The following is a 22,300-nucleotide window of genomic DNA, read 5'->3' as shown; positions in this document are numbered from 1 at the left end:
CCGACTGTTAGAGGCATGAACTTGCAGAATGCGGTGGTCGAAGGCGTCGTCGTGGTGCTGGTGGTCGGCTGGATCGTGTACCGGCAGACCCAGTGGCAGGTGCTGGATCCCATGCGGATGTGGCGTGGCCCGATCATTCTCGGCGTGGTGGGCGTCTTGCAGATGAAGACGGTGCTCGCCAGCAATACCCTCGGCGGCGCGGCGGTCGGGCTGCTGGCGGTGTCCGCGGTGCTGAGTCTGGGCGTCGGCCTGGCCATGGGTTCGGTATCCCAGGTGCGCTGGATCGACGGTCAGTGGCAGGCACGCACGGGATGGCTCGGCTCGACGCTGTGGCTGGTCCTGCTGGCGGTGCGCATCGGGGTCGAGGTGTGCGCGCGGTCGGTCGGCGCGGGGGTGGTCGCCTCGGTCGGCGCCATTCTTCTCATGCTGGCGCTCAACCGTGCCGGTCGCGGCGTGGTCCTGGCCCGTCGTGCCGGACTCTCGCGGATGGTTGCGGCAGACTGACATCGATGATCGTCGCAACGTTCACCGGAGCCACCACGGGCCTGACCAGGCTGTTCCGCCTGGTCGGGCTCATTGCCGTGGTGCTGGGGTCCGTCGATGCGGTGTCGTGGCACCCGCTGTGGGTGTCGGTGCTCATCGTACTGTCGTGGATCGGCTGGGCGGGATGGGTGACGGCCCCCGCCGACGCCTCGAACAGGGCGCTGAGTATCGAGCGAATCTCGCTGTGCGCCATGGCTATCGGAGGCGGCGCGACAGCCGCGCAGTCGAACGGCTCGATGATCACGGCGCTGGCGACGGTGCTGGGGGCGACCGCCCTGCTGAGTAAGCCGGCCTGGTTCGGTTACGGCTTGGCCGCGCTGACCGTGGTCCTCATGTTCGTGTCGAGTCTGGTGGTGGCGGGCGAGCGGCCGCGTTCGCTGCTGGGCCTGCTGACCGGGGTGGTGGTCCTGGCACTGATGGGCTGGGCCCGCCGGCAGACGCGCATTGCCGCCGAGCAGAATCGATTACTGGTCGAACAGAACCGCGTGATTCGCGCCGAACGTGATCGCGCGGCCGCCATGGCCGAACGCGGTCGCATCGCCCGCGATATCCACGACGTACTCGCGCACACCCTCGGCGGGCTGGTCATGCAACTCGACGCCGCGGACGCCCTGCTCGAGGCCGGTGCGGTCGAACAGGCGGCCGAACGGGTGAAAGCCTCGCACACGCTGGCGGTGTCCGGATTGGCCGACGCCCGCAGGGTGGTCGGCGCCCTGCGGGCCGAGGGGTCCGATCTCACCACCGAATTGCGGCGCCTGGCCGGGGAACATCGCGCGACCGGTGGCGAGGTGCAGGTCGAGATCGATGCGGCGACCGGCAGAGCGAGCGAGCAGGTCGAGATGGCCGTTTCCAGGGTCGTGCAGGAGGCGCTGACCAATGCCCGCAAACACGCTCCCGCACAGCCGGTTACGCTCACCGCGCAGGGCAGCGCCACCGAGGTGGAGCTCGTGATCTCGAATGTGCTTTCGGCACAAGGGGGTTCGCTGCGGCACTCCGGATCGGGAGCCGGACTGCTGGGTATGCGGGAACGGATCGCCGCGATCGGCGGCACGGTGCAGGCGGGTAGGGAGGAGGGTCGATGGACAGTGCGAATCCGGGCGCCACGCCGGTGATCACGGTGGTGGTCGCCGATGATCAGACCACGGTGCGGGACGGGCTGACTACGGTGTTGTCCCTGCTGCCCGATATCGAGGTGGTGGGGGAGGCCCGCGACGGTGCGGAGGCGGTCGAGCTGGTGCGCCGCCTGGAACCCCGTGTGGTGCTGATGGATCTGCGCATGCCCGGCGTGGACGGGGCGGCCGCCACGGCGGCCATCACGGCTTCCCATCCGGACACCGCGGTTCTGGTGCTCACCACCTACGCCGACGACGCCTCGATCGCCGGTGCGCTACGGGCCGGCGCCCGTGGCTATCTCACCAAGGATGCGGGCCGCGCCGAGATCGCCGCCGCCATTCGCTCGGTCGCCAGCGGGCACACCACCCTGGCCGCCGATGTCGGCCGTCGCCTGGTCGCCGTGCTGGACACCCCGGCCACGCCCGCCGTGGACCTCACCGATCGGGAGCTCGAGGTGCTGCGCCTGATGTCCCAGGGCCGCAACAACACCGAGATCGCCAAGGAGCTGTTCATCGGTGTCAGCACGGTGAAGAGTCACATCAATTCGCTCTTCGCCAAGCTCGGCGTCCGCGATCGCGGACAGGCCATCGCGTATGCGCATCGCGCGGGTCTGGCCCGCTGATGCTGTCGCCGCACCGGCATACGATGTCCGGATGACTCGCAGTCAACGTTTGCGCATCGTCCCGTCGCAGTTCGCGGTCGAGCATCTGGCCAATTCCACTTTTCCGGAGGACGACGAGTGGATCGCGCTGGTCCGGGCGCCCGAGGGGCTCACCGTCCTTCGTGATGCCCCCGCCTGGGTGGACGGTGAGCGGTGGAAGGGTTTCTACAGCGACGGCGACAGCCACGGCCTGGACCAGCCGGGCATGCTCGCCGCAGTGGTCGGGCCGCTGGCGGAGTCGTCGATTCCGGTATTCGTCGCCTCGACCTATCACGCGGATCTGGTGCTGGTGCCCGATCATCGGCTGCAGGAGGCGACGGACGTACTGCGCGAGGCCGGACATCGGATTGCCGAGTAGACCCGGTCCCGGTTGCGCGGACCGGACGGCGGGTGCACCATACTACTGTCTACGTACGTAGAACGTATGCGAACGGCCCTGCCGTGCGGTGAGGAGGCGTCAGTAATGGCTTCGCGAGGATTCGGCGACCTGGAAGCGGTCGTGATCGAACGGATTTGGGATCACGGCGACAAGACGACGGTCCGCGAGGTGTTCGACGGTCTTGCCACCGAACGCGAAATCGCCTACACCACAGTCATGTCCACCATGGACAATCTGCACCGCAAGGGCTGGCTCGAACGCGAGCGGGTCGGCAAGGCCTACCACTACTGGCCGACTCTGAGCCGCGAGGAGTACAGCGCGCGGCTCATGAGTGAGGCGCTGGGCAGCGGTGGCCGCTCCGATCTGGTGCTCGCGCATTTTGTGCAGCAGATGAGCCCGGAGGATTCCGAGGGGCTGCGCGCCGCACTGCGCAAGCTGGCCCGGGGTAAGACTCGCTAGTCGATTCACCGACCGGTGCCGCCCCTTCCGAATTGGTCTGCCGTCACCTGAAACCCGTACTCGTTCTTCAGCGTACCAACTAAGTACGTACGGAGATAGTGGATTGTTTCCGGAGGGTGTCGATCAGGTGGCCGCAAGGTGAGCACTGTATGTCGAAAACATAGGCTGCCGAACGGATTCGGCGCGGCGATCCAGAGCTCAGTTTTCCAGTGGTGAGCAGATGGTGATGGCGATGATGGCCGTGACGACAGAGGCGAGCGGAACCAGGATCGCCGCCGCCGCACCGGCTGTCAGTGCCAGCCGTGCACGCGTCCGCACGATCGAGGCGCTGGGTTCGGACAGGCGCTGTAGACGTGTCGCGAGTCCTTCCTCCGCCACCCTGAGGGCCCCGGCGGGACCGGTCGACAGGCCGGAGAGGGCCAGCAGTGCCTGAAAGACCGTGGCACGGCCGTGGATTCGCGCGGCCGCGTCATCGGCGATCATTTCGAGCAGTCGCGCGATCTCGACGGCTCCGACGGCGAACAGATCGATGCGCGGCATCACCGCCGTGAGACCGCGGGTCACCGCCAGCAGGAGATGGTGGCGTCCGGTCAGATGGGCGCGTTCGTGGCTGAGTACCGCGGCCACATGCTCGTCGCCGAGTGCGTCGAGCACACCGCGACTGACCACCACCGTATGTGGTTTTCCCGCAACGCAATACGCCGCAGGCTCGTCGACCTCGAGGATGACGGCATCGAGTCCGCTGTGGTGCCGCCCCGCCAGGCGGGCCATGCGGCCGTGTTCGAGGGTGATGCGCCGGGAACGCAGCAGGGAGCTGCCGAGCCGGACCGCCACCGTGGTCGCGGCCAGCGCCGAGAAACCGGCGAGCAGCAGGAGCCCGACCTGGATCGGTGCGCCGTAATCGCCCACGACGGCGTCGTGCAGGTGTACGAGGCAGGTGTCCATGAATCGGTGTGGCACCGTCCGAACCTGGTGCGTCACCAGGTCGAGAATGAGAATCACCAGCGCCACGGCCCACGCCAGCACGGTCGAGGCAATCGAGGTCAGCCAGGCTGCCAGTGCGACATGCGGAGCCGCGCTGCCGTCGCTGACTCGCAGCAGCAGTCGTGGCGCCAGTACGGCGACCGCGAATCCGTAGAGCAACAGACATGCGGCGACGGTCATTGCCCTACCTGCCGTCCACCCGGCCGCATGTGACTCCTCCCGTTTGATCCGGCTCAGTGTACGAAGCGAACCTGAGGGGAGCCTTACTTTGTCGGTGCGGGCGCCGCGGTCATATTGAGTATTGCGCTGACCGGCTATCTTCCGGTATTACTATCTACGTACGGAGATAGTAGATCAAGCTTGTGCCGCCCCCTCATCGGCACAGGGGCGCCGACCGGACCGGCGCCGGTGACGAGCGGAACGGGGGACCACCCCTCATCGGGCCTGTTCCGCTCGTTGCCATCCGTCCTCAGGGTGCGGCGAGCAGTTTGTCCGCCGCTGCCTCGATGCGCGCCTCGTCCAGCAGCACCGTGCCCGCCGCCGGTCCCAGCGGAATGAAGCTGTCCTCGCTCGTGACCCGGGCGATGCGGCCGTCGAATCCGGCATCGAGCAGCGCCGCGAAGACTCCCTCGGAAACCCCTCCGCTGCGGCGGGTTTCGTCCACGATGAGCACCCGTCCGGTGGCGCGCGCATTGTCCAGCAGATCCTCGACGGGCAGCGGGGCCAGCCAGCGCAGGTCCAGGACCCGGGCGTGAATACCGCGTTCGCTCAGCCGCCGCGCCACCCGCAGACTCATCGGCACGCCGTTCGCGAAGCTCACAATGGTGAGGTGGGTGCCGATGCCGTGCACCCGGGCCAGCCCGATGTCGGCGTGTCGCACGGCGGATACCGGGGCGAGCCAGCCGCCGTCGCCGGGGCGGTACAGATCGCGGGTGTGATAGAGCGCGATGGGTTCGAGGAAGACGCACACCCGCCCGTCCATCCGCGCCGCCGAGACGCAGGTGCGCAGCATGGCGGCCGCATCATCGGCGCGGGACGGGGACGCGATCACCACGCCGGGGATATCCCGCAGTGCCGCAATGGAATTGTCATTGTGGAAGTGCCCGCCGAAACCCTTTTGATAGGCATAGCCGGCGATGCGCACCACCATGGGATTGCGGTAGCTGCCATTGGAGAAGAACGAGAGCGTGGCCGCCTCACCGCGCAGCTGGTCCTCGGCATTGTGCACATAGGCGAGGTACTGGATCTCCGGGATCGGCACGAATCCGGCCAGCGCCGCACCGAGCGCGGTGCCGAGCACGCTCTGCTCGTCCAGCAGGGTGTCGAAAACGCGGCGCACACCGAAGGCCTGCTGCAACCCCTTGGTCACGCCGTAGACGCCGCCCTTGCGCCCGACATCCTCGCCGAAGACGAGCACGTCGGTATCGCGGGCCAGCAGTTGCCCGAGCGTGTGATTGACGGCCTGCGCCAAGGTCATCGGATCACCGGTGTCCACCGGCGGCGGGGCGACGGCATCGGTCCACGCGGACCACGGTTGCTCCGGATCCGGCGGCGGGGGCGCGGTGCGCATCGCATCGGTGCGCACCACGGTCGGGCGTGCGGGGGCGAGCGCGGCCATGACCGCCTCGGCCGAGGTGAGTTTCGCTTCGCCCAGAACGGATTCGGCGGTCGCGGCGACCTGCGCGCCGATATCGCTGTAGCGCCTGAGGATTTCACCGGGCGTGGCGACGCCCGCCGCGACGAGGATGCGCGCGGTCCTGGTCACCGGATCGCTGCGCAGATCGGTGGCCAGCTCGGCCGGCCGGCGATAGGCCGCCTCCACATCGGATCCCGCGTGCCCGAGCAGGCGTACCGTCCGCAGTCGCAGGAAGGCCGGTTTGCGATGGGTGCGTACCCAATCCACCGCCGCCTGTGCGGTTTCCAGGGTCTCGAGCAGTTCCGCGCCGTCGGCGTCGAAGTAGCGCAGCCCGGGCCGGGAGCCGTAGGCCTGCTCGATCCAGGTGCGCGGGGTCGGCACGCTGATGCCGAGCCGGTTGTCCTCGCAGACGTAGAGAATCGGCATGCCGACACCGAGGTGCGTGGTGTGCACGGCGGTATTGATCGCACCGGCGGCGGTGGAGTGATTGGCGGACGCGTCGCCGAAGCTGCACACCACCACCGCATCCGCGGGCCATTCGCAGGCCACCCGCAGCTGGCCGGCACGCTCGATCGCGAAGGCCAGCCCCGTCGCGCGCGGCAGATGGGAGGCGATGGTCGAGGTCTGGGGGATCACATGGGCGGGCTTACTGCCGAAAACCTTGTGCCGCCCACCGGAAATCGGATCCGAGGCGGCCGCGACGACGCCGAGCAGGACATCGCGGATCGGATCGAGTCCGGGCACCTGCCGGGCGCGATGGACGAAGAAGGCAGCCGATCGATAGTGCAGCAGCGCCGGATCGGTGGTGCGCAGCGCCGCGGCCACCGCCACATTGCCCTCATGGCCGGAGGATCCGATGCTGTAGTAGCCCTGCCCTTCTCGGGTCAATCGCCGGGCCGTCAGATCGAGATGCCGCGCCGTCGCCTGATCCTCGAAGAGTTCGAGGCAGCGGGCGCCGGTCAGGGGGCCGCCGGGGGTGAGCGGGTCCTGTGGTGAGCGAGACGCACCGGGTCTCGTGGCGGCGACTTCCGCCCGAAACCACTGGTCTAGTTCTGCCTCCCGCTCGTTGATACGACCCACCTCTCCCCATTTGTCCCAAATGTCGTGTACGCCGGGCTATCAGCGTAGATGTGAAATAGGCGTCTCCTCCGGACCTTCGAATTCCTCGGCTGGTCGCGCCGCCGGCAGATCGGGCCGGGGGCCGAAATGTCATTGTCACCCAGGCGGCTTCCACATTCACCACATTCAGGTATGGCTGATGCGCAGCGCCGGACGGTATCTCTCGGATACCGTCCGGCGACAACGATTTTCGTGCTGTGGGGCTATTCGGCGTGCAGCGTCAAACCCGTACCGCTGCCCGCATTGCGCAGCGTCAGAGTGTCGGAATCGATAGCGGCCGTGGCTTTTCCGTTGAGGACGGCCAGCACGTCCCGCTCCACATCCATGACCTGCGGGTCGCAGAGCATTCTGGTGGTGGCGACATGGAAACTGATATCGCTGCCGTCGATCTCGGCGCGGCCGTTCATCTGATTGCATCCGGCGCTGCCGGTCAGGGTGCCGTCGGGGGCGATGGTGAGCGCCGGGCGTACCTCGTCGAGGGTTTGGGAGCGCACCACCGCATCGGTGTGCAGCAGCTCGGTGACGATCCAGGTGGTTTCGGTGAGCGGTTTGCCGGGCTGGGCGACCTTGCGGTCCTGCAGCGTCACGGTGATGCCATTGCCGGTGATCGTCAGATCGGGTCCGGCGAGCTTCCAGCTCGGGGCCGAGCGCAGCAGCCCGTCCACCCAGCCGTCCGCCCCGGCGGTATCGCCGGGGCAGGCCATCAGCGTGGTCGCCATCTGGCCGACCTCGAGCGTATTGCCGTCGAGGGTGACCGGTCCGGTGGCGGTATTGCAGCCCGCGCCTGCGCTGACCCGGCCGTCCGCGAATTTCAGCGTGAGCGGACCGCCGCCCGGGATGGCCGTGCCCTTGACCTGCGTGGAGACGAACGACCGGCCCATGGGCGTGACCTGGGGCTGCGGCGCGGGCGCCGTCTGCTGCGTGGAGCACCCGGCGACGGCCGTGACCGTCACGGCGAGCAGCACGCCACACCCTCTGTGAGTTGCTGACATGTAGCCGATCGTACGGTGATCACACCGGCATGCCGAGCGCCGACGCGAGCGTCCCGCCGATGGCGCCGACGAAGGTGGACAGTGCGCCCGGGTCCAGGATTTCGGTCGGCACATCGCGCTGATGGCAGCCGTTCGCGGCGGGCACGCCATTGAGTCGGTCGTCGAGCCACAGCACGGCGCTCGCGGTTCCGGCGACGGCGGCGACGCCGTGCTCGCTGAGCAGATCCCGGGTGTAGGAGACGCGGGCGTTCGGATCGGTGCAGTAGGTGTCGTAGAGATTGTTCACGGCATTGATCGGCATCACCTCGTCTAGCGGGGCCTCATAGATGTAGAGGGGAGTGCTCGGGGTTCCACGCCGGCCGAGGCTCAGTTCGTCCAGGACTGGCTGCATTTCGGGTGAGCGCATGGGATCGCCGGGATAGTCGAACAGGCCCTTGATATTGATAAACGGGAAGCCTGCGAATTGCAGTGCCACGCACTGGTTTTCGTGCATCAGTCGGACGGCTTTGCCCAGTGGGTTCATATGCTGATCGATGAACTGCGCGACCTGCGGGTATTCCCGTGCCACGCCGAACAATCCGCCGAGCACCGCGCCGCCGAAGGTGGAGGTGCCATTGTTGTAGTCGACCGCCATGCGGATATCGGCCATCAGGCCACCTGTTGCCGAGCCGACGAGATTGAGCTCTGGCGCGTACTCCTGTTGCAGCTCAGCGGCATGTGCGGTGGGGATGGCGCCGCCGGAGTAGCCCCACAGTGCGACCCGGGTGTCCGTGCCGGGCAGCCCGGCGGGCTCGAAGTTCTCCGCGGCGCGAATGCCGTCGAGGGTGATGCGCCCGCCCAGCGGTCCGACCGCATAGGCCGCGTTGGGGCCCTGATGGTCCGGGATCACCACCGCGTGGCCGCGCTGCAGCATTGCCTGCACTTCCACGAATTCCGCGGAGATGACCGGGTTCAGGGGATTGGGCAGCGAACCCATCTGCAGCGTGTAGGAGGGTGCGCAGTTCTGGGACAGCGAATCTTCGGCGAACTGGAAGGAGAGCAGACCGCGCTGTCCGCTGGGCGGCGCGGCATGCGGGACGATGACGGTCGCCACGGCCGCGATCGCCTCGCCGTGGGTATTGGTGCTGCGGTACGACAGCTGCCAGGCATTCACATTCAGCGGAATCAGCCACAGATTGGCGAGATTCACCTGCCGGGCCGACAGAATCTCGCCGGGTTGCGCGGCCGCTACCCGGGCCGGATCCGGTTGGTAGAAGTTGGCGTCCAGGTACGGCGGTGCGGGCGGAATCGGGAACGGCAGCGCCGGTTCCACGGAAACGGGTTGCGCCACAGCCGTATTCGTTACCACCGGGCAGATACTCACCGTCAATCCCGCCGCCACCGCCAGGCATGCCTGAGTTATCGTCCGGGTCCCCGCTGTCATATCGAACTCCTCCGTGCCGCCCGAGGCGGCGGAGCGCTCATTCCCCTGCAAAGTTAGAGAGCGCTTGGTTTCTAAGTTGCACCGCGACCCTATGATGCAGGCATGGAATGTGTCAACGGTCACGTCGGCCGACTGGTTCGTCAGGGCCGCCGGACACGGCAGGATGGTGCGACGTGAGTGAAGTTTCGCGCCCGCGCCGCACCCAACAGGAGCGCCGGGCCGCCACGGTGAGCAAACTGGTCGACGCCACCATCGACGCCATCGGCGAGGTCGGGTATCAGCGCGCCACCGTGCAGGAGATCTGCGGTCGTGCAGGACTTTCCGCGGGCGCCATGTTCCGTCAGTTCGACACCCGCCTCGACGTCATCGTCCGCACCGCCGAGGCGGCCTTCACCCGCCAACTCGACGGCTACCGCGCCACCATGGAACACCTTGGCGCACAAGACAATGCCCTCGACACCGCGCTGCGCTTCCTGCGCGCCGCCCAATCCTCCAACCTCACCCACGCCCTCCGCGAGATCTACCTGGCCGCCCGCTCCGATGCCGAACTCCGCGAACGCATCGCCCCCATCGCCGACCGCTACTACCGCGAAATGATCGCCACCCTCAACCAGACCGGCCTCTTCGACGCCTTCCCCAGCGACATCCGCGAACCCCTGTTCTTTATGATGCTGCACCTCTTCTCCGGCGAAGCCGTAGTCCGCGGCGTCTACCCCCGCCCCGACCTGGACACCGCCATCCTCTCCCTGGTCGAAGACCTCCTGGCCACCTACGCGGCGCGCACACCCTCCGCATCCGACGGCGCCTGAGGCGCGAAGACCTACCGCGTGGCCTGTGGGTGGAAGGGGTGGGCACGCATAGGGTGCGAATGTGAGTGATGTCCGGATCGAGGCTGGGCCTGTGTCGGCGTGGGCGCCGTTTGCGTCGAAGGTGTATCGGGCGCTGTGGGTGGCGCAGTTGGTGTCGAATCTGGGCACCTGGATGCAGACGGTGGGGGCGCAGTGGCTGCTGGTTGATCAGCCCCATGCGGCGCTGCTCGTGTCGCTGGTGCAGACCGCGACCACTTTGCCGGTGGTTTTGCTGGTGATTCCGGCCGGGGTGCTGGCGGATCTCATCGATCGGCGGCGGTTGCTGATCGGTGCGCAGTCGGCGATGGCATTGATCGCGCTGCTGCTCGCGGTGACGACGGCGGTGGGGCACACGACACCGGCGGTGCTGCTGGCGCTGCTGTTCGCGATGGGGTGCGGGCAGGCGCTGACCATGCCGACCTGGCAGGCGATTCAGCCGGAACTGGTTCCGCGTGAACAGATTCCGGCGGCATCGGCGCTGAATGGGTTGAGTGTCAACGGTGCTCGTGCGATCGGGCCCGCGATTGCCGGTGTGCTCGTCTCGCTGGCGGGGCCGACATTCGTGTTCGGGTTCAATGCCGTGTCGTTCATCGGCATTGTCGTGGTGCTGATCTGGTGGCGACGGCCGATTCGGGAGTCGGCACTGCCGCTCGAGCGTCCGCTGGCGGCACTGCAGGCCGGGATGCGGTACGTCCGGTCGGGGCCCGCGATTCGCCGGGTGCTCCTGCGGGCCGTGCTGTTCATCATTCCGGCCAGCGCGCTGTGGGCGCTGCTGCCGATCGTGGCGCGGGAGCGGTTGGGGCTGGGGTCCTCCGGATACGGCCTGATGCTCGGTGCGCTCGGCGTGGGAGCCGTGATCGGCGGGCTCTCCTTCGCCGCGCTGCGCCGCCGGCTCACCGCCACCCGCATGCTCACACTCTCCGCAGTGCTGTTCGGTGTCGCGACCATGGTTTCGACACTGGTCCAGCAATTGCCCCTGGTCCTGATCGCCCTGCTGATCGCCGGCATCGGCTGGCCGCTGGCCATGTCGACGCTGAATTCGACCATGCTGCTGATGTTTCCGGCCTGGGTGCGGGCGCGCGGGATGTCGGTCTACACGCTGGTGTTCATGGGCGGGCAGGCGATCGGTTCGCTGGTGTGGGGTTCGATCGCCGGCGGGATGGGTGTGGTGTTCGCGCTGCTGCTGTCGGCCGTCCTGCTCGCGGTGTGCGCGGTGAGCACGCTGTGGTGGCCGGTCAATCAGGATGCGACCGGATTCGATCTGACTCCGACCGCCTTCTGGCCGGAGCCCTACGTCCTCTGCGAACCCGATCCGGCCGACGGTCCGGTGCTGATCCTCCAGAGCTATACCGTCCCGGACGAATTGGTCGACCGCTTCCTCACCGCCATGGCCCGGGTGGGACGCTCGCGCCAGCGCACCGGCGCCATGGAGTGGCGGGTCTACCGCGATGTGGGTGTGGCCGACCGCTTTGTGGAGGCGTTCGTCGTGCGGTCCTGGGCCGAGCACATGCACCAGCATCAGGTCCGGCTCACCGCGCAGGATCAGCGCAATGAGCAGGACATGGCCCAGTACACCGTCGGTGAACCGGAGATCAGTCATCTGATCGCGGTGGACGAGCCGAGGTAGCAGGCGGTTACGACTGCAGCCAGGTCAGCACGGCCAGGACGCGGCGGTGATCATCGTCGGACGGCGGCAGGTTCAGCTTGGCGAAGATCGAGGAGATGTGCTTCTCCACCGCTCCCTCGGTAATGACCAACTGCTTGCTGATCGCCCGATTGGTGCGCCCCTCAGCCATCAGCCCGAGCACCTCCCGTTCGCGCGGGGTCAGTTCGTCGAGGGGTCCGCTGCGCCTGCGCGCGAACAGCCCGGCGACCACCTCGGGATCGAGCACGGTGCCGCCCTCGGTCACGCGGCGCAAGGCGTCGGACAGCTCCTCCAGCTTGGAGATTCGGTCCTTGAGCAGATAGCCGACACCGCCGAGTCCCGCCTCGGCGAGCAGATCGGAGGCATAGCTCTGCTCGACGTACTGGGACAGCACCAGCACCGCCGTGCCCGGCACCAGACGCCGCGCCTCGAGTGCCGCGCGCAGCCCCTCGGTGCCGAACGACGGCGGCATGCGCACATCGGTGACCGCGATATCGGGCCGGTGCTCGACCACCGCCCGCACCAGGGCCTCACCATCGCCGACCGCCGCCAGGACGGTCGCGCCCGCTTCCTCGAGCAGCCGCACCAGACCCTCTCGCAGCAGTACCGAATCCTCTGCCAGAACTACTCGCATGAGCGGTGAGCCTAACGGGGGAGCAGTATCTCGGCGGTCAGCACGGTCGGACCACCCGGCGGACTGTGCACGTCGAGCCGCCCGTCCACACCGGCGAGCCGGTCGGCCAGACCGGCCAGCCCATGCCCCTTCCCGATATGCGCGCCGCCCACTCCGTCATCGGTCACCCGCAGCCACAGGCTGGTCGCATCGGTGGTCACCGTCACCACACAGCTGCCGGCCCGAGAGTGCTTGGCGACATTGGTCAGGGCTTCGCTGACGACGAAATAGGCTGCGTTCTCGACGGATTCGGCCAGTCGCCGGTCCTCGGGCAGATCGCATTCGAGCGTGGTCTCGACCGGGCAGCGGCTCGCGGCGGCGGCGAGTGCGGCGGGGAGACCGCGATCGATCAGGATCGGCGGTGCGATACCGCGCGATACCGCCCGCAATTCGTTCAAGGCCTCGCGGCTCTGCTCGAGCGCTTCATCGACCAATGTCCTTGCGGCATCGGGATTGTCGTTCATGCGCCGGCGCGCCGCCTCGAGATCCATGGTCAGCCGGACCAGCCGCTGCTGCGGTCCGTCGTGAATATCGCGTTCCACCCGGCGCAGCGTCTGCGCCTCCGCCTGCACCGCGGCGCTGCGGCTCACGGTGAGCTGCTCGGTTCTGGCGCGCAGTGCGGCCTTCTCATCGGTCAGCAGTGCGCGGGCCACACCCGTCTGGACAATCGCGAGACCACGCAGAACCGGGGGAGTCGTGGCCGCAAATGCAAGTCCCAGAAGCGTATTCACGATGATATTGGGAGCCAGACCGTGCAGGCCCAGCAGGTCGGCCAGGCCCTGGGAGTCCGGATAGTCCGGAGTCAGCCAGCCGAAGAGCGGATACAGCGTCCCCACCACCGCCGCACACACCCAGATCACGGTGATGCCCCAGGTGAACAGCCACACCGGCATGGCGAGGATCCCGTGTGCGAGATCACGCCAGTACTGCCGGTCCTTCAGCACCGTCCAGATCCGCTGCGATCGGCTCCCGGTGCCGACGGCGTAATAGGCCGCAGGCAGTTCGTGCCCGAGCACCGCCGCCACTCGCCGTCGCTCGAGTGCGGCGAACATGCGGGCCGCTCCCAGCGTGGCGATCAGCACAGGCACGCCCACCCACACCACCAGTGTCGCGGTGCCGAACAGGAAACCGCAGATCAGCGTGATGAAACTGGCGAGTCCGACGAGGATGCCGGGAAGCAGGTAGGCCAGATCCCGCCGTGCCTGTGCGATATCGAACATGAGGACTACCCTCCTGGTTCCACTACCCGGCACTCCAACCGGGGACCAGGTAGGCCCGCAGTGGTGCTACCCCCACCCCTCGGCTCGGTCGTCCAGCGATCCGGGCAGGCCCGCGGCGATTGTAGGCAGGTTGCGAGTGTGTTGCTTACGATCAGTCGGTGATAAGCACAGGCAAAGAATCGAAGGGGTGGAGACGCCCCTCCGTGTGGATGGCCCTCGCGCTGATCGTGGCGTACCTGGTGTTCTACCTGCTGGTGGGGCAACTGACGTCGTGGCTCTTCGGCGACCGGATCGACAAAGACAATGTGGTGGCCACCGCGCCCAGCATCTGGTTCGGGCTCGTCCTGCCGATCGCTATCGGCGCCCTTGCCCTGGTGACCGTGACCGCCCGACTGGGCAAGCTCGCAGCGATCTTCGGACCGCAGCCCGTGCGCGGTCGCGGCTGGATGTGGATCGGCCCGGCGCTGGTGCTGATCGCGATCATCGGGCATGTGGCGGGCACGGAGTGGAGTTCCTGGACCGCTGCGCAGATCGTGGCGATGCTGGTGCTCGGCCTCTGTGTCGGTGTGGCGGAGGAGCTGGCCACCCGAGGACTGACGGTCCAGATTCTGCGCGACGCCGGCCATGGCGAACGGTTCGTTGCCGTGGTCTCTTCGCTGGTTTTCGCGCTGATGCATACCGTGAACCTCATCTCCGGAATGGAACTGAGCACGGTGGCCGCGACCGTCGTCTACACCTTCGGCTTCGGCATGTGCATGTACCTGACCATGCGGGTGACCGGCACGATCTGGGCCGCGATCACGCTGCACGCCTGCACCGACCCGACCACCTTCCTGTCCACCGGTGGACTCGACAAAGCGGTCGGCGACTCCGGCGGTGGGAGTGCCTCCGTGATCGCGGCATTCGCGACCTTGCTACTGATCGTCTTCGGCGTCGTCGCGGTGTTCTTCGTCCGCGGCAAAGCCCCAGGGCCTCAGCCTTTGTCGGCCGGCGCGTAAACCAGCTCGAGAATTCCGGAGGGAAACGCGGTGCTTTTCACCAGGCGGAGGTTCAGCGCCTGGTCCAGCTCCGGGAACAGGGGTGCGCCCTTGCCGGTGACGGCGGGCAGCACCCACAGGCGGTACTCGTCGACCACACCGAGTTTGATCAGCGAGTGCATGAAGGCGGTGCCGCCGGCGGCGACGAGATCCTTGCCCGGCTCGGCCTTGAGCTTGGCGATCTCTTCCGCCGTGTCACCACTGGCGATCCGAGTCTCGGGCCAGCTGTCGGCCGATTTCAGCGTGCGAGAGAACACGACCTTGGGGATCTCGTTCATCGCCTTCGCCGACGGATGGTCGGAGCCGGGCCAGAATCCGGCCATGATCTCGTAGGAGTTGCGGCCCATGAGGAAGGCCCCGGCTTCCCACAGCCGACTGACGAAGTACTCCTCCTGCTCCGCGTCGTCGATGCTCATCATCACGTCGCGGATTCCGTTGTCCCCATCAGCGCTCTTACCGTCGAGCGAGACATAGAACCCCAAGATCAACTTGCGCATTCGTTTTCCTCCATCAGTTCCGGGCAGCGGTTCAGAGTTATCGACGGCCGATCCACCCGAAATTCATCGGTGCGCCCCACACCTCCCCGTCGCACTCCCGAATCTCTCCGTCGGTCAGAGGCCACCCGTCCTCGCCGATCGGGTGAATACCGGTGGCGTCGTGTCGATATCCGATACGCCCGTTGGTATAGCGATCGCTGCGCAAGTCTCCGATCGCGTCCGGCCGGCTCATCCCGCAGCCCTCGTGATGTAGTCGCTGTATCCGGATTTGGTGACCGCCAGTCGCCCGCGATCGGTCCGCCGCCAACGCGACGGACTCTGTTTCGTGCCGGCAGCCAGCCCGGAGCGACTGAGTCGCAACAGTGCCCGCCGAACGCATTGCTCACTGAGGGTGGTCGCCTCGGCCAGCTGATGCACTGTCATTGTTCGAGAAACATCAGGATTCGCCAGTGCGCCAAGAACTTTCGCCTGTGGTTCGGACAATGCCATGGTCGCCCCTCGCTGTGCTCGCCGCCTTCGCCGTCGTGATGACGGGCAACTCGCTACCGAGGCGGCGTGTACCGGTCCCGAGCGCCTGTCAGGAACGTTAAGGAGGGGTGCCACGATGATGGAAGGTTGTTGCGAATTGTTGCGAGGCATAGAAATTCATGCCTTAGGTGGGCTGCTCTTGACGGTCTCATCGGTCAGGGGAGACGATGGTGCAACTAGTCGCAACTTTGCACCAGGGGGATGACATGCTCCTGAAGTTCATTGCTAAAGACCCGGGTTCGAACCCGACGGGTTCACCGACGCTGTATCGCACCGATCGAGGCTCATGGGTAGTCCAGGGCTGGTTGGTCACCGATCCGGAAGCGCTCGCACAGATGAACATTCCTGAAGGCGAGTCGTGCGTAGAGATCCCCGACCGATTGGTTCCTTTCTTTGAGCAGGGGGACAGTGGCTCAGATAAGTGACAGTGAGTTCGACCAGCTGCTAACCGATTTCGAACATTCCGCGATCCACTTGGAGACTCGGGATGCGTACGGCACGGCAACCGAACTGCCGCACATGGCTCAGTGGGCTGCCGGTGAACCGGACGACCTCGAATGGTTGCAGGGCTGGTGCGTAACATTGCGGGAACATGCCGCGGCGGGACGATCGGTGCGGCGGGCTCGCGTCGTTTCCGAACCGCTGAGTGATTATCAGCGCTGGTCCTACAGCATCGCCGGGCCGATGGTCGATGCGGGCGAAGACATCCGGTGGATTCCGAGGCGCCTGGTGTCATCGATTGCTTTGCCGGGCAACGACTTCTACCTCCTCGACGACAAGCTGGTCGTGTTCCTGCACTACGCTGGAGATGGGTTGGGCACCGGCAAGACAACATCGACCATTCCTGGTGATATTCAGCTGTGCCGCAACGCATTCGAGGCGGTGTGGGCGCTGGCGATTCCGCACAGTGAATACAAGCCCGTCTAGTTCCGCGCGGGAAGCGCGACGAGCACTCGGGTCCCGGCTGCGTGATGTACGCCGAGACGCCGGCCTGACCGCACGTCACATGGCCGCCGCGACCGGGCAGCACTACACGCGGGTATCGAAGATCGAGAACGGTACCCAGTCACCCACCGATCAGGATATCCGTGAGTGGTGCCGGGTCTGTGGTGCGGAGCATCAGGTCGCGGACCTGATTGCGACTCTGCGAGCTGTTGATTCGGCATATCTCGAGTTCCGGCGGCAAAGCCGTGCCGGATTGAAGCGCGTGCTCGGCGCACACACGCAGCAGCAGTACGAGCAGACTCGGGTGTTCCGGATCTACGAGCACAATGTCATCCCCGGTCTGTTCCAAACCGCGGAGTATTCGGCTGCGATGCTGTCGTTTTGGATCCGTTTCCTGGGCGCCCCGAACGACGTGGACGAGGCTGTTGCCGTCCGGATGGAACGTCAGCGCATCCTCGAGCGTGGCGGGAAACGGTTCGTGGTTGTGCTCGAAGAACAGGCATTGCGAACCTGGTTCGGTGACGCGCGCATCCAGTCAGGGCAGCTCGGGCACCTCCTGGAGCTGATGTCGTTTCCCAATATCTCGGTCGGCATCATCCCGCTCATGACCGAACGTGAGGCCGTCGCTTCCGCCGGGTTCTGGATCTTCGACAACGAATTGGTTGCGCTCGAAACACCCACCGCGAGTATCCAGGTCACACAACCGGCGGAATGTGAGATGTACGCGCGCATGTTCGAAGTACTGAAAAAGTCGGCGGTCTACGGGCGCGATGCACGAAGTCTGATTCTCGAAGTGCTTGCCGAGCTTGTCCAATGACCCACTGACTACGTTCGTGTCGGACAGTTGACTTCTCGGCTGGTGAGCGTAATGCCGCAGCGCGCCGGGCGTATCGCTGATTCGATCTCCACGCGAGTTGCGGTGTTTCACAATGGCAAGCGTGTCGGCACAGCTCGAGATCAGTGACCAGTCCAGGAATCGGGTGCTCCTGGTTCTCGCGACGAGCTTCCGAGTTGTCGCCTCCGCCTACGGGTTCACAGACGCGGACACGGAAGAGCCGATCGCCCCCGAGGCTGGTGAGCGTCAATCCGTTCCCGATGACCGAGATGCCCTCAGCCCGTTGATCTTCTGCCGCGCCGGGCTTCCCAGAGGATGGCACGGACAGTCAGCGGAACAGGCGGAAGAACCCGCGCACCTGCTCGACCAGCGAGTTCGGCTGCTCGAGCGCGGCGAAGTGGCCACCATGCGGCAACTCCTCGAACCAGCGCAGGTCAGTGAACCGCAGCTCGGCCTCCCGCCTCGACGGGCGGGTGATGTCGCGCGGGTAGATCGACAGCCCGGAGGGCGCGGTCACCTTGTCCCGGAAGTGGGCGAAGCTCTCCCAGTACAGGCGCGCTGACGACGTGGCCGACGCGGTGAACCAGTAGACCGAGATCTCGTCGAGGATCTGCTGCCGCGACAATGCGTCCTCGGGATGGCCGTCATTGTCCGTCCACGCCCAGAACTTCTCGGCGATCCAGGCGGCCTGCCCCGCCGGGGAGTCGGTGAGGCCGTAGCCGAGCGTCTGCGGCCGAGTCGCCTGAATTGCCGAGTACCCCCGGCCGGTGCGCTGGAACTCCTTCTCGGCCTGGAGGTTCGCCAGCTCCGCGGGCGTCGGGTCGTCGAACGTGCCCGCCGCCACGGACCCCAAATTCAAATGCACGCCGGCGACCCGCTCGGGCGCCACCTCACCCAGCGCGCCGGACACCGCCGAACCCCAGTCACCGCCCTGTGCGCCGTATCGTTCGTAACCCAGCGAGACCATCAGCGTGTCCCAGGCGCGCGCGGTGCGAGCGACACCCCACCCGGTCATCGGCGGCTTGTCACTCCAGCCGTATCCGGGCAACGACGGCGCGACCACGTGGAATGCGTCCGCCGGGTCACCGCCGTGCGCGCGGGGGTCGGTCAGCGGGCCGAGGACCTCCAGGAACTCGAGCACCGAACCCGGCCACCCGTGCGTGAGCACGAGCGGGAACGCGTCCGGCTCCGGCGAGCGGACGTGCAGGAAATGGATGCCCAGCCCGTCGATCGTGTCGCGGTACTGCGGGAACACGTTCAGCCGCGCGGCGAACCCGAAGTCGTAGTCCTCGGCCCAGCTGTGGCACAGCTCCTGCGCATACGCCAGCGGCACACCCTGTGACCAGTCGACCACCGGCTCGGGCTCGGGCCACCGCGTCCGTCGCAATCGTTCACGCAGGTCCGCGATCTCGGCTTCGGTGATGCTGACCTCGAATGGCTCGGCGGACATGGCAAAGCTCCTTACTGGTCAAGGCGTTACCGGATCAGATGCTTGAACCCGCGCAACAGTAGCCATGGTCGCCTCGGGAATATTCCGAGCAGACGTACCCGCGGCCCAGTTCGACATGCGAAACCTGCGCCGGGGCAACGACAAAGGCAGCAACGATCACGGCGATAAATCCCCCTGATCGGTAATATGGTGCGTTCGGCCAGCCCGGATCGCCGCTGACGTCGGCAGGTCGGCGCAGCGGAATGGTCTGTGCGCAATGCCCGCCGGCCATTCGCGGACCAGTCGAGCCGGACTCGACACCGGGGTGGCGAGGCGAGGCGGCGTGGAGGGTCTAGCGTTGTTTCCCATGGGGAGCAAAGAGATTGTGGTGACGGTTGGTGAGGAAGACTGGCGCACACTGATCGATGCCGCCGACGCTGCGGGCATGTCGGTGGAGGCCTATGCCTCATGGTGTATTCGGATCTTCGCAGTGCAGGCCCGCCCGGGTGGCGGCAAGCGGGCAGGCGAACTCGGCCGGACGAAAACAGCGAAGCGCGCGGCGGACATCGACGAGGACTCCGAGTCGGCTGCGTGGGCGGAAACATTCACCGAGCGCCTGTCGCACCGTATCGATCGCAACCCTGAGATCTGATCCGCGACAGCTGCTATTCCCTGCGTGGGCCGGTTTGCACAGCGCGGAGGTAGCCGGAATGGGATGTATTGTGCGGCAGTACATTGGGCACGAGGGTCACATCGAAATGGCCCACCGAGCCCACCGGTAATCGAGTGTCAATCGTCTAGGGATTGGACCAGGGAGGTACGGTCGCTCGAATCGGATTTGCTCCAGCGCAATTCATTCAGACGATCCCAGCGTTCCTCTGCCCAGTCCCAGATGAGGTCGGCGACCAGGGCGGGGTCATCGAGCTTGGGGTCTGCGTTGTAGCGGCGGGCGCCGGAGTCTCGGACGACCTCGAGGGTGTAGGTGATCGGGTCGTCGGGGTTGTGGAACACCGCGCCTCGGTAGGCCTGGATCAGAGAGGTGTCGTCGTTCGGTCGTGTGACGATCACGAAAGGGGTTCGTGCGTATTTGTGCAAATTCGGTACCCAGTAGTGCAATTCGCGCAGACTCACGGAGGAGAATGAATGTTCCCCGCCGATGTCCACATCGACTGTCCGGCGCGAACTCGAGCGGACGAAGACTTCGAACGTCACGTCGTAGAGTTCGGCACCCGGCGAGATGACTTCCTCCATGATCGGCAGGAACCCCGCGACGGCCTCATCGGGCACTCGAACCTGCACGATGTCGCCATGAAAGAAAGCGTGAGCGGTCAGCTCGGGACGGTTCGCCCGGTTCACGCCATTGCGCCAGCCCTCGACCATGCCCGTCATGCACAGCACATGGTTGTCCTCGGTCGGTGGGCAGGAGTATTGCGAGCGAACGTAGACCACCACCTCGGCATGCCGCCGAGCCACACCCTTGGGCAACACCACGAAATCCCGAACCACCCGGCGAGCGTAACTTGCCGGAATCGCCCGTGCTGCACGGCGACCGCGGCAGATTGATCGAGCCATGAGCGCGCACTGCACCGGCCCGAGTTCACCTCGGGCAGTGATCTTCCGCATGGCGGTGCCGCGTCGAACCGCGCGGGTCGCGGCAGAACAGGATGTTCCGCGAGGCAGTGCGTTTAGCGTCGGAGTGACGTCGAAAGGCTGGTGATGCACTAACTTTGGACAATCGTGCACAATCATGAACCCAATAGCTACGACTGTCCGTTCTGCTTCCTCCTCATCGGCGGTGAGACTCCGCTCGACAGTCCGCGCGACATCGTGCTGCGCACCGACCACGCCACCGCGTTCACCGCATCGCGATGGTGGCCGAACAATCACGGACATGTGCTGGTCATTTCGAACGCTCATCACGAGAATCTCTACGACCTGCCGCCGGAGTACGGGCACGCCGTACACGACGTGGTCCGTGAGATCGCCATCGCGATGCGGGCCGTCTACGGTTGCGACGGAGTGTCCACACGTCAGCACAATGAACCTGCTGGTGGCCAGGATGTTTGGCACTACCACGTACATGTCTTCCCGCGGTATCACGGTGACAACCTGTATGGTTCTGACCCGTTGTCGGAATACGCGGCCGGCGAACAGCGGTGGGTCTACACCGATAAGCTGCGTGACTACTTCGATTCGCCGCGCAGGGCCTGAAATCGCCAAAGCAGCGTGATAGCCACGCCTGCTTGCACATCCTGAACTCAGCAGATCAGTGCGTTCGGTCGGCCCCAGATGGATGCTGCCAGTTGATCTTCCGAGGTGCCGCGCTGGCAGTTCCGAACAGCGCGGTATGCGGCTTGTGCGGATGTGCTGTGGTGCTCGCTGCTCTGAAAACTGCAGACGCTGCCATCGATCCGGCGCTTGCGCGGTGAACGGGCCGACGGTCCTCGCGGCGCTCCGGGTGGCGGTCGAGGCGGCTGGGTTCGGCTCAGCTTGCTGCCGCCAGTGCCCTCCATACCTTTCTGGAGCGTGAGCGGGGCTGCGGAGCTGCGTATTCGATTCGCCGGCGTGCTTCGTGGGTACTGATTCGCAGCAGATCGCTCAATAGCTCGGTGGTGTCCCGGTAGCCGGTGTCTGCGGCGAGGCCGCGACGCTCGGCTTCGGCGACGGCCGCGCGCATGGCAGCGTCGAGTCGCCTCCGGCGGCGTTCGGTTTCTACGAGGGTGCGCAGCAAGTCGACATCGGCCAGTTCCGGCCATTCTGCTGCTGGAGCGCTCGGCGCCAGCGCGGTCGAATGTATGGTCACGCGAGCCAGCATACCGCAGGGGTCGAACATATGTTCGATTATCGGGGTTGTGAAATATTGAGGTTCTGCCGTGTCGAACCTGGTGCCACTCTTCGCGGGAGATCGCAGGATACGAAGGTGTGCCGAGGACGTTGCCGATAAGGCGCGGCCGGCACCAGGGTGTATGCGATCATGCCTCTGACGACCGCATACAATGGCCCGCATGCGCATGTTCCTCGATATCCTCCTGATCATCACCAGCGTGCTGCTGGTGCTGCTGGTGCTGCTGCACCGCGCCAAGGGCGGGGGTCTGTCGAGCCTGTTCGGTGGCGGTGTGCAGTCCAGCCTGTCGGGATCCACCGTCGTCGAGAAGAACCTGGATCGGATCACCATCTTCCTCGGGGTGATCTGGCTGATCTCGATCCTCGGTATCGGACTCGAAATCAAGTTCTCCTCCTAGTCGATACCTGACAAGTCGCCGGTCACCGTGCTCTGGTGGCGGGGCCGGCGGCGCGGCACCGTGGTGCGCGAACCCCGGCCGGTGGAGGCGCC

The 22,300-nt window shown here is 66.1% G+C and carries 23 protein-coding genes; 13 read left to right on the top strand and 10 right to left on the bottom strand.

Annotation, left to right across the window (positions count from 1 at the left end; translation table 11 throughout):
- Positions 1 to 15 precede the first annotated feature (15 nt).
- From ABZX86_RS04990 to ABZX86_RS04970, 5 genes are all read left to right on the top strand, one after another.
- Positions 16 to 504, top strand: a complete 489-nt coding sequence (locus ABZX86_RS04990; protein ID WP_355120162.1) for a hypothetical protein — start codon at positions 16 to 18, stop codon at positions 502 to 504.
- 5 nt (positions 505 to 509) lie between these two features.
- Complete coding sequence (locus ABZX86_RS04985; protein WP_355120160.1) at positions 510 to 1,655, top strand: histidine kinase; 1,146 nt, start codon at positions 510 to 512, stop codon at positions 1,653 to 1,655.
- A complete protein-coding gene (locus ABZX86_RS04980) occupies positions 1,622 to 2,278 on the top strand; it encodes a response regulator transcription factor (protein WP_355120159.1) in 657 nt (218 codons plus the stop codon). Before ABZX86_RS04985 ends, ABZX86_RS04980 begins: the two co-directional genes overlap by 34 nt.
- Before the next feature lie 31 nt (positions 2,279 to 2,309).
- Positions 2,310 to 2,675, top strand: coding sequence for an ACT domain-containing protein (locus tag ABZX86_RS04975; RefSeq protein WP_355120157.1), 366 nt, complete (start codon positions 2,310 to 2,312; stop codon positions 2,673 to 2,675).
- Positions 2,676 to 2,780: 105 nt separating this feature from the next.
- Positions 2,781 to 3,155 carry a BlaI/MecI/CopY family transcriptional regulator gene (locus ABZX86_RS04970; RefSeq protein WP_355120155.1) on the top strand — a complete coding sequence of 125 codons (375 nt, stop codon included), beginning with the start codon at positions 2,781 to 2,783 and terminating at the stop codon, positions 3,153 to 3,155.
- Between the two features lie 198 nt (positions 3,156 to 3,353).
- Here ABZX86_RS04970 and ABZX86_RS04965 read toward each other — a convergent pair whose 3' ends face one another.
- From ABZX86_RS04965 to ABZX86_RS04950, 4 genes are all read right to left on the bottom strand, one after another.
- Positions 3,354 to 4,319 (bottom strand): M56 family metallopeptidase, encoded by a 966-nt coding sequence (locus ABZX86_RS04965; protein ID WP_355120153.1) that lies wholly within the window; start codon positions 4,317 to 4,319, stop codon positions 3,354 to 3,356.
- A 289-nt stretch (positions 4,320 to 4,608) separates the two neighbouring features.
- Entirely contained in the window at positions 4,609 to 6,738 is a 2,130-nt protein-coding gene (locus ABZX86_RS04960) for a thiamine pyrophosphate-dependent enzyme (protein WP_355121260.1), read from the bottom strand.
- 359 nt (positions 6,739 to 7,097) lie between these two features.
- Complete coding sequence (locus ABZX86_RS04955) at positions 7,098 to 7,886, bottom strand: META domain-containing protein (protein ID WP_355120151.1); 789 nt, start codon at positions 7,884 to 7,886, stop codon at positions 7,098 to 7,100.
- Positions 7,887 to 7,905: 19 nt separating this feature from the next.
- The gene (locus tag ABZX86_RS04950) at positions 7,906 to 9,309 is read right to left on the bottom strand and encodes a lipase family protein (protein WP_355120149.1); all 1,404 of its coding nucleotides are present in this window, start codon (positions 9,307 to 9,309) and stop codon (positions 7,906 to 7,908) included.
- Between the two features lie 173 nt (positions 9,310 to 9,482).
- Between ABZX86_RS04950 and ABZX86_RS04945 the strand changes: the two genes are divergently transcribed.
- Together ABZX86_RS04945 and ABZX86_RS04940 are read left to right on the top strand one after the other, a co-directional pair.
- A complete protein-coding gene (locus ABZX86_RS04945; protein ID WP_355120147.1) occupies positions 9,483 to 10,118 on the top strand; it encodes a TetR/AcrR family transcriptional regulator in 636 nt (211 codons plus the stop codon).
- A gap of 61 nt (positions 10,119 to 10,179) precedes the next feature.
- Positions 10,180 to 11,784, top strand: a complete 1,605-nt coding sequence (locus tag ABZX86_RS04940; RefSeq protein ID WP_355120145.1) for an MFS transporter — start codon at positions 10,180 to 10,182, stop codon at positions 11,782 to 11,784.
- Positions 11,785 to 11,791: 7 nt separating this feature from the next.
- Here the strand turns inward: ABZX86_RS04940 and ABZX86_RS04935 are convergent, their stop codons facing one another.
- Entirely contained in the window at positions 11,792 to 12,436 is a 645-nt protein-coding gene (locus tag ABZX86_RS04935; protein ID WP_355120143.1) for a response regulator transcription factor, read from the bottom strand.
- Positions 12,437 to 12,447: 11 nt separating this feature from the next.
- Positions 12,448 to 13,695 (bottom strand): sensor domain-containing protein, encoded by a 1,248-nt coding sequence (locus ABZX86_RS04930; protein ID WP_355120141.1) that lies wholly within the window; start codon positions 13,693 to 13,695, stop codon positions 12,448 to 12,450.
- 209 nt (positions 13,696 to 13,904) lie between these two features.
- Between ABZX86_RS04930 and ABZX86_RS04925 the strand changes: the two genes are divergently transcribed.
- Entirely contained in the window at positions 13,905 to 14,693 is a 789-nt protein-coding gene (locus ABZX86_RS04925) for a CPBP family intramembrane glutamic endopeptidase (RefSeq protein ID WP_355120139.1), read from the top strand.
- On the opposite strand, the gene ABZX86_RS04920 is transcribed toward ABZX86_RS04925, so the two are convergent.
- Positions 14,669 to 15,229, bottom strand: coding sequence for a dihydrofolate reductase family protein (locus ABZX86_RS04920; protein ID WP_355120137.1), 561 nt, complete (start codon positions 15,227 to 15,229; stop codon positions 14,669 to 14,671). The genes ABZX86_RS04925 and ABZX86_RS04920 overlap by 25 nt on opposite strands.
- Positions 15,230 to 16,150: 921 nt before the next feature.
- Here ABZX86_RS04920 and ABZX86_RS04915 point away from each other — a divergent pair.
- Positions 16,151 to 16,684, top strand: a complete 534-nt coding sequence (locus ABZX86_RS04915) for a DUF6879 family protein (protein ID WP_355120135.1) — start codon at positions 16,151 to 16,153, stop codon at positions 16,682 to 16,684.
- On the top strand, positions 16,566 to 17,519 hold the full coding sequence (locus tag ABZX86_RS04910; RefSeq protein WP_355121258.1) for a helix-turn-helix transcriptional regulator: 954 nt from the start codon (positions 16,566 to 16,568) through the stop codon (positions 17,517 to 17,519). Before ABZX86_RS04915 ends, ABZX86_RS04910 begins: the two co-directional genes overlap by 119 nt.
- 346 nt (positions 17,520 to 17,865) lie before the next feature.
- On the opposite strand, the gene ABZX86_RS04905 is transcribed toward ABZX86_RS04910, so the two are convergent.
- Entirely contained in the window at positions 17,866 to 18,987 is a 1,122-nt protein-coding gene (locus tag ABZX86_RS04905) for an epoxide hydrolase (RefSeq protein ID WP_355120133.1), read from the bottom strand.
- A 346-nt stretch (positions 18,988 to 19,333) separates the two neighbouring features.
- Here ABZX86_RS04905 and ABZX86_RS04900 point away from each other — a divergent pair, with 346 nt between their 5' ends.
- Complete coding sequence (locus tag ABZX86_RS04900; protein ID WP_355120131.1) at positions 19,334 to 19,618, top strand: hypothetical protein; 285 nt, start codon at positions 19,334 to 19,336, stop codon at positions 19,616 to 19,618.
- A 137-nt stretch (positions 19,619 to 19,755) separates the two neighbouring features.
- Here the strand turns inward: ABZX86_RS04900 and ABZX86_RS04895 are convergent, their stop codons facing one another.
- Entirely contained in the window at positions 19,756 to 20,472 is a 717-nt protein-coding gene (locus ABZX86_RS04895) for a hypothetical protein (protein ID WP_355120129.1), read from the bottom strand.
- Between the two features lie 231 nt (positions 20,473 to 20,703).
- On the opposite strand from ABZX86_RS04895, the gene ABZX86_RS04890 reads away from it, so the two are divergent.
- Positions 20,704 to 21,177 (top strand): HIT domain-containing protein, encoded by a 474-nt coding sequence (locus tag ABZX86_RS04890; RefSeq protein WP_355120127.1) that lies wholly within the window; start codon positions 20,704 to 20,706, stop codon positions 21,175 to 21,177.
- A gap of 274 nt (positions 21,178 to 21,451) precedes the next feature.
- Here ABZX86_RS04890 and ABZX86_RS04885 read toward each other — a convergent pair whose 3' ends face one another.
- A complete protein-coding gene (locus ABZX86_RS04885; protein ID WP_355120125.1) occupies positions 21,452 to 21,769 on the bottom strand; it encodes a DUF222 domain-containing protein in 318 nt (105 codons plus the stop codon).
- 202 nt (positions 21,770 to 21,971) lie between these two features.
- Between ABZX86_RS04885 and secG the strand changes: the two genes are divergently transcribed.
- Positions 21,972 to 22,208: a preprotein translocase subunit SecG gene (secG, locus tag ABZX86_RS04880; RefSeq protein WP_297626023.1), complete on the top strand. Its 237-nt coding sequence runs from the start codon at positions 21,972 to 21,974 to the stop codon at positions 22,206 to 22,208.
- Positions 22,209 to 22,300 lie beyond the last annotated feature (92 nt).

This window comes from Nocardia sp. NPDC006630 (genome assembly GCF_040611495.1).
Taxonomy (GTDB): Bacteria; Actinomycetota; Actinomycetes; order Mycobacteriales; family Mycobacteriaceae; genus Nocardia.
Note: the sequence above shows the minus strand (reverse complement) of the source record. Positions and strands in the feature narration are given on the sequence as shown.

Excerpts from the sequence above, each read along its gene's own strand:
- ABZX86_RS04990 (WP_355120162.1), top strand. The coding sequence starts at position 16 with ATGAACTTGCAGAATGCGGTGGTCGAAGGCGTCGTCGTGGTGCTGGTG.
- ABZX86_RS04985 (WP_355120160.1), top strand. The coding sequence starts at position 510 with ATGATCGTCGCAACGTTCACCGGAGCCACCACGGGCCTGACCAGGCTG.
- ABZX86_RS04980 (WP_355120159.1), top strand. The coding sequence starts at position 1,622 with ATGGACAGTGCGAATCCGGGCGCCACGCCGGTGATCACGGTGGTGGTC.
- ABZX86_RS04975 (WP_355120157.1), top strand. The coding sequence starts at position 2,310 with ATGACTCGCAGTCAACGTTTGCGCATCGTCCCGTCGCAGTTCGCGGTC.
- ABZX86_RS04970 (WP_355120155.1), top strand. The coding sequence starts at position 2,781 with ATGGCTTCGCGAGGATTCGGCGACCTGGAAGCGGTCGTGATCGAACGG.
- ABZX86_RS04965 (WP_355120153.1), bottom strand. The coding sequence starts at position 4,319 with ATGACCGTCGCCGCATGTCTGTTGCTCTACGGATTCGCGGTCGCCGTA.
- ABZX86_RS04955 (WP_355120151.1), bottom strand. The coding sequence starts at position 7,886 with ATGTCAGCAACTCACAGAGGGTGTGGCGTGCTGCTCGCCGTGACGGTC.
- ABZX86_RS04950 (WP_355120149.1), bottom strand. The coding sequence starts at position 9,309 with ATGACAGCGGGGACCCGGACGATAACTCAGGCATGCCTGGCGGTGGCG.
- ABZX86_RS04935 (WP_355120143.1), bottom strand. The coding sequence starts at position 12,436 with ATGCGAGTAGTTCTGGCAGAGGATTCGGTACTGCTGCGAGAGGGTCTG.
- ABZX86_RS04930 (WP_355120141.1), bottom strand. The coding sequence starts at position 13,695 with ATGTTCGATATCGCACAGGCACGGCGGGATCTGGCCTACCTGCTTCCC.
- ABZX86_RS04925 (WP_355120139.1), top strand. The coding sequence starts at position 13,905 with ATGGCCCTCGCGCTGATCGTGGCGTACCTGGTGTTCTACCTGCTGGTG.
- ABZX86_RS04920 (WP_355120137.1), bottom strand. The coding sequence starts at position 15,229 with ATGCGCAAGTTGATCTTGGGGTTCTATGTCTCGCTCGACGGTAAGAGC.
- ABZX86_RS04910 (WP_355121258.1), top strand. The coding sequence starts at position 16,566 with ATGGGTTGGGCACCGGCAAGACAACATCGACCATTCCTGGTGATATTC.
- ABZX86_RS04905 (WP_355120133.1), bottom strand. The coding sequence starts at position 18,987 with ATGTCCGCCGAGCCATTCGAGGTCAGCATCACCGAAGCCGAGATCGCG.
- ABZX86_RS04900 (WP_355120131.1), top strand. The coding sequence starts at position 19,334 with ATGGGGAGCAAAGAGATTGTGGTGACGGTTGGTGAGGAAGACTGGCGC.
- secG (WP_297626023.1), top strand. The coding sequence starts at position 21,972 with ATGCGCATGTTCCTCGATATCCTCCTGATCATCACCAGCGTGCTGCTG.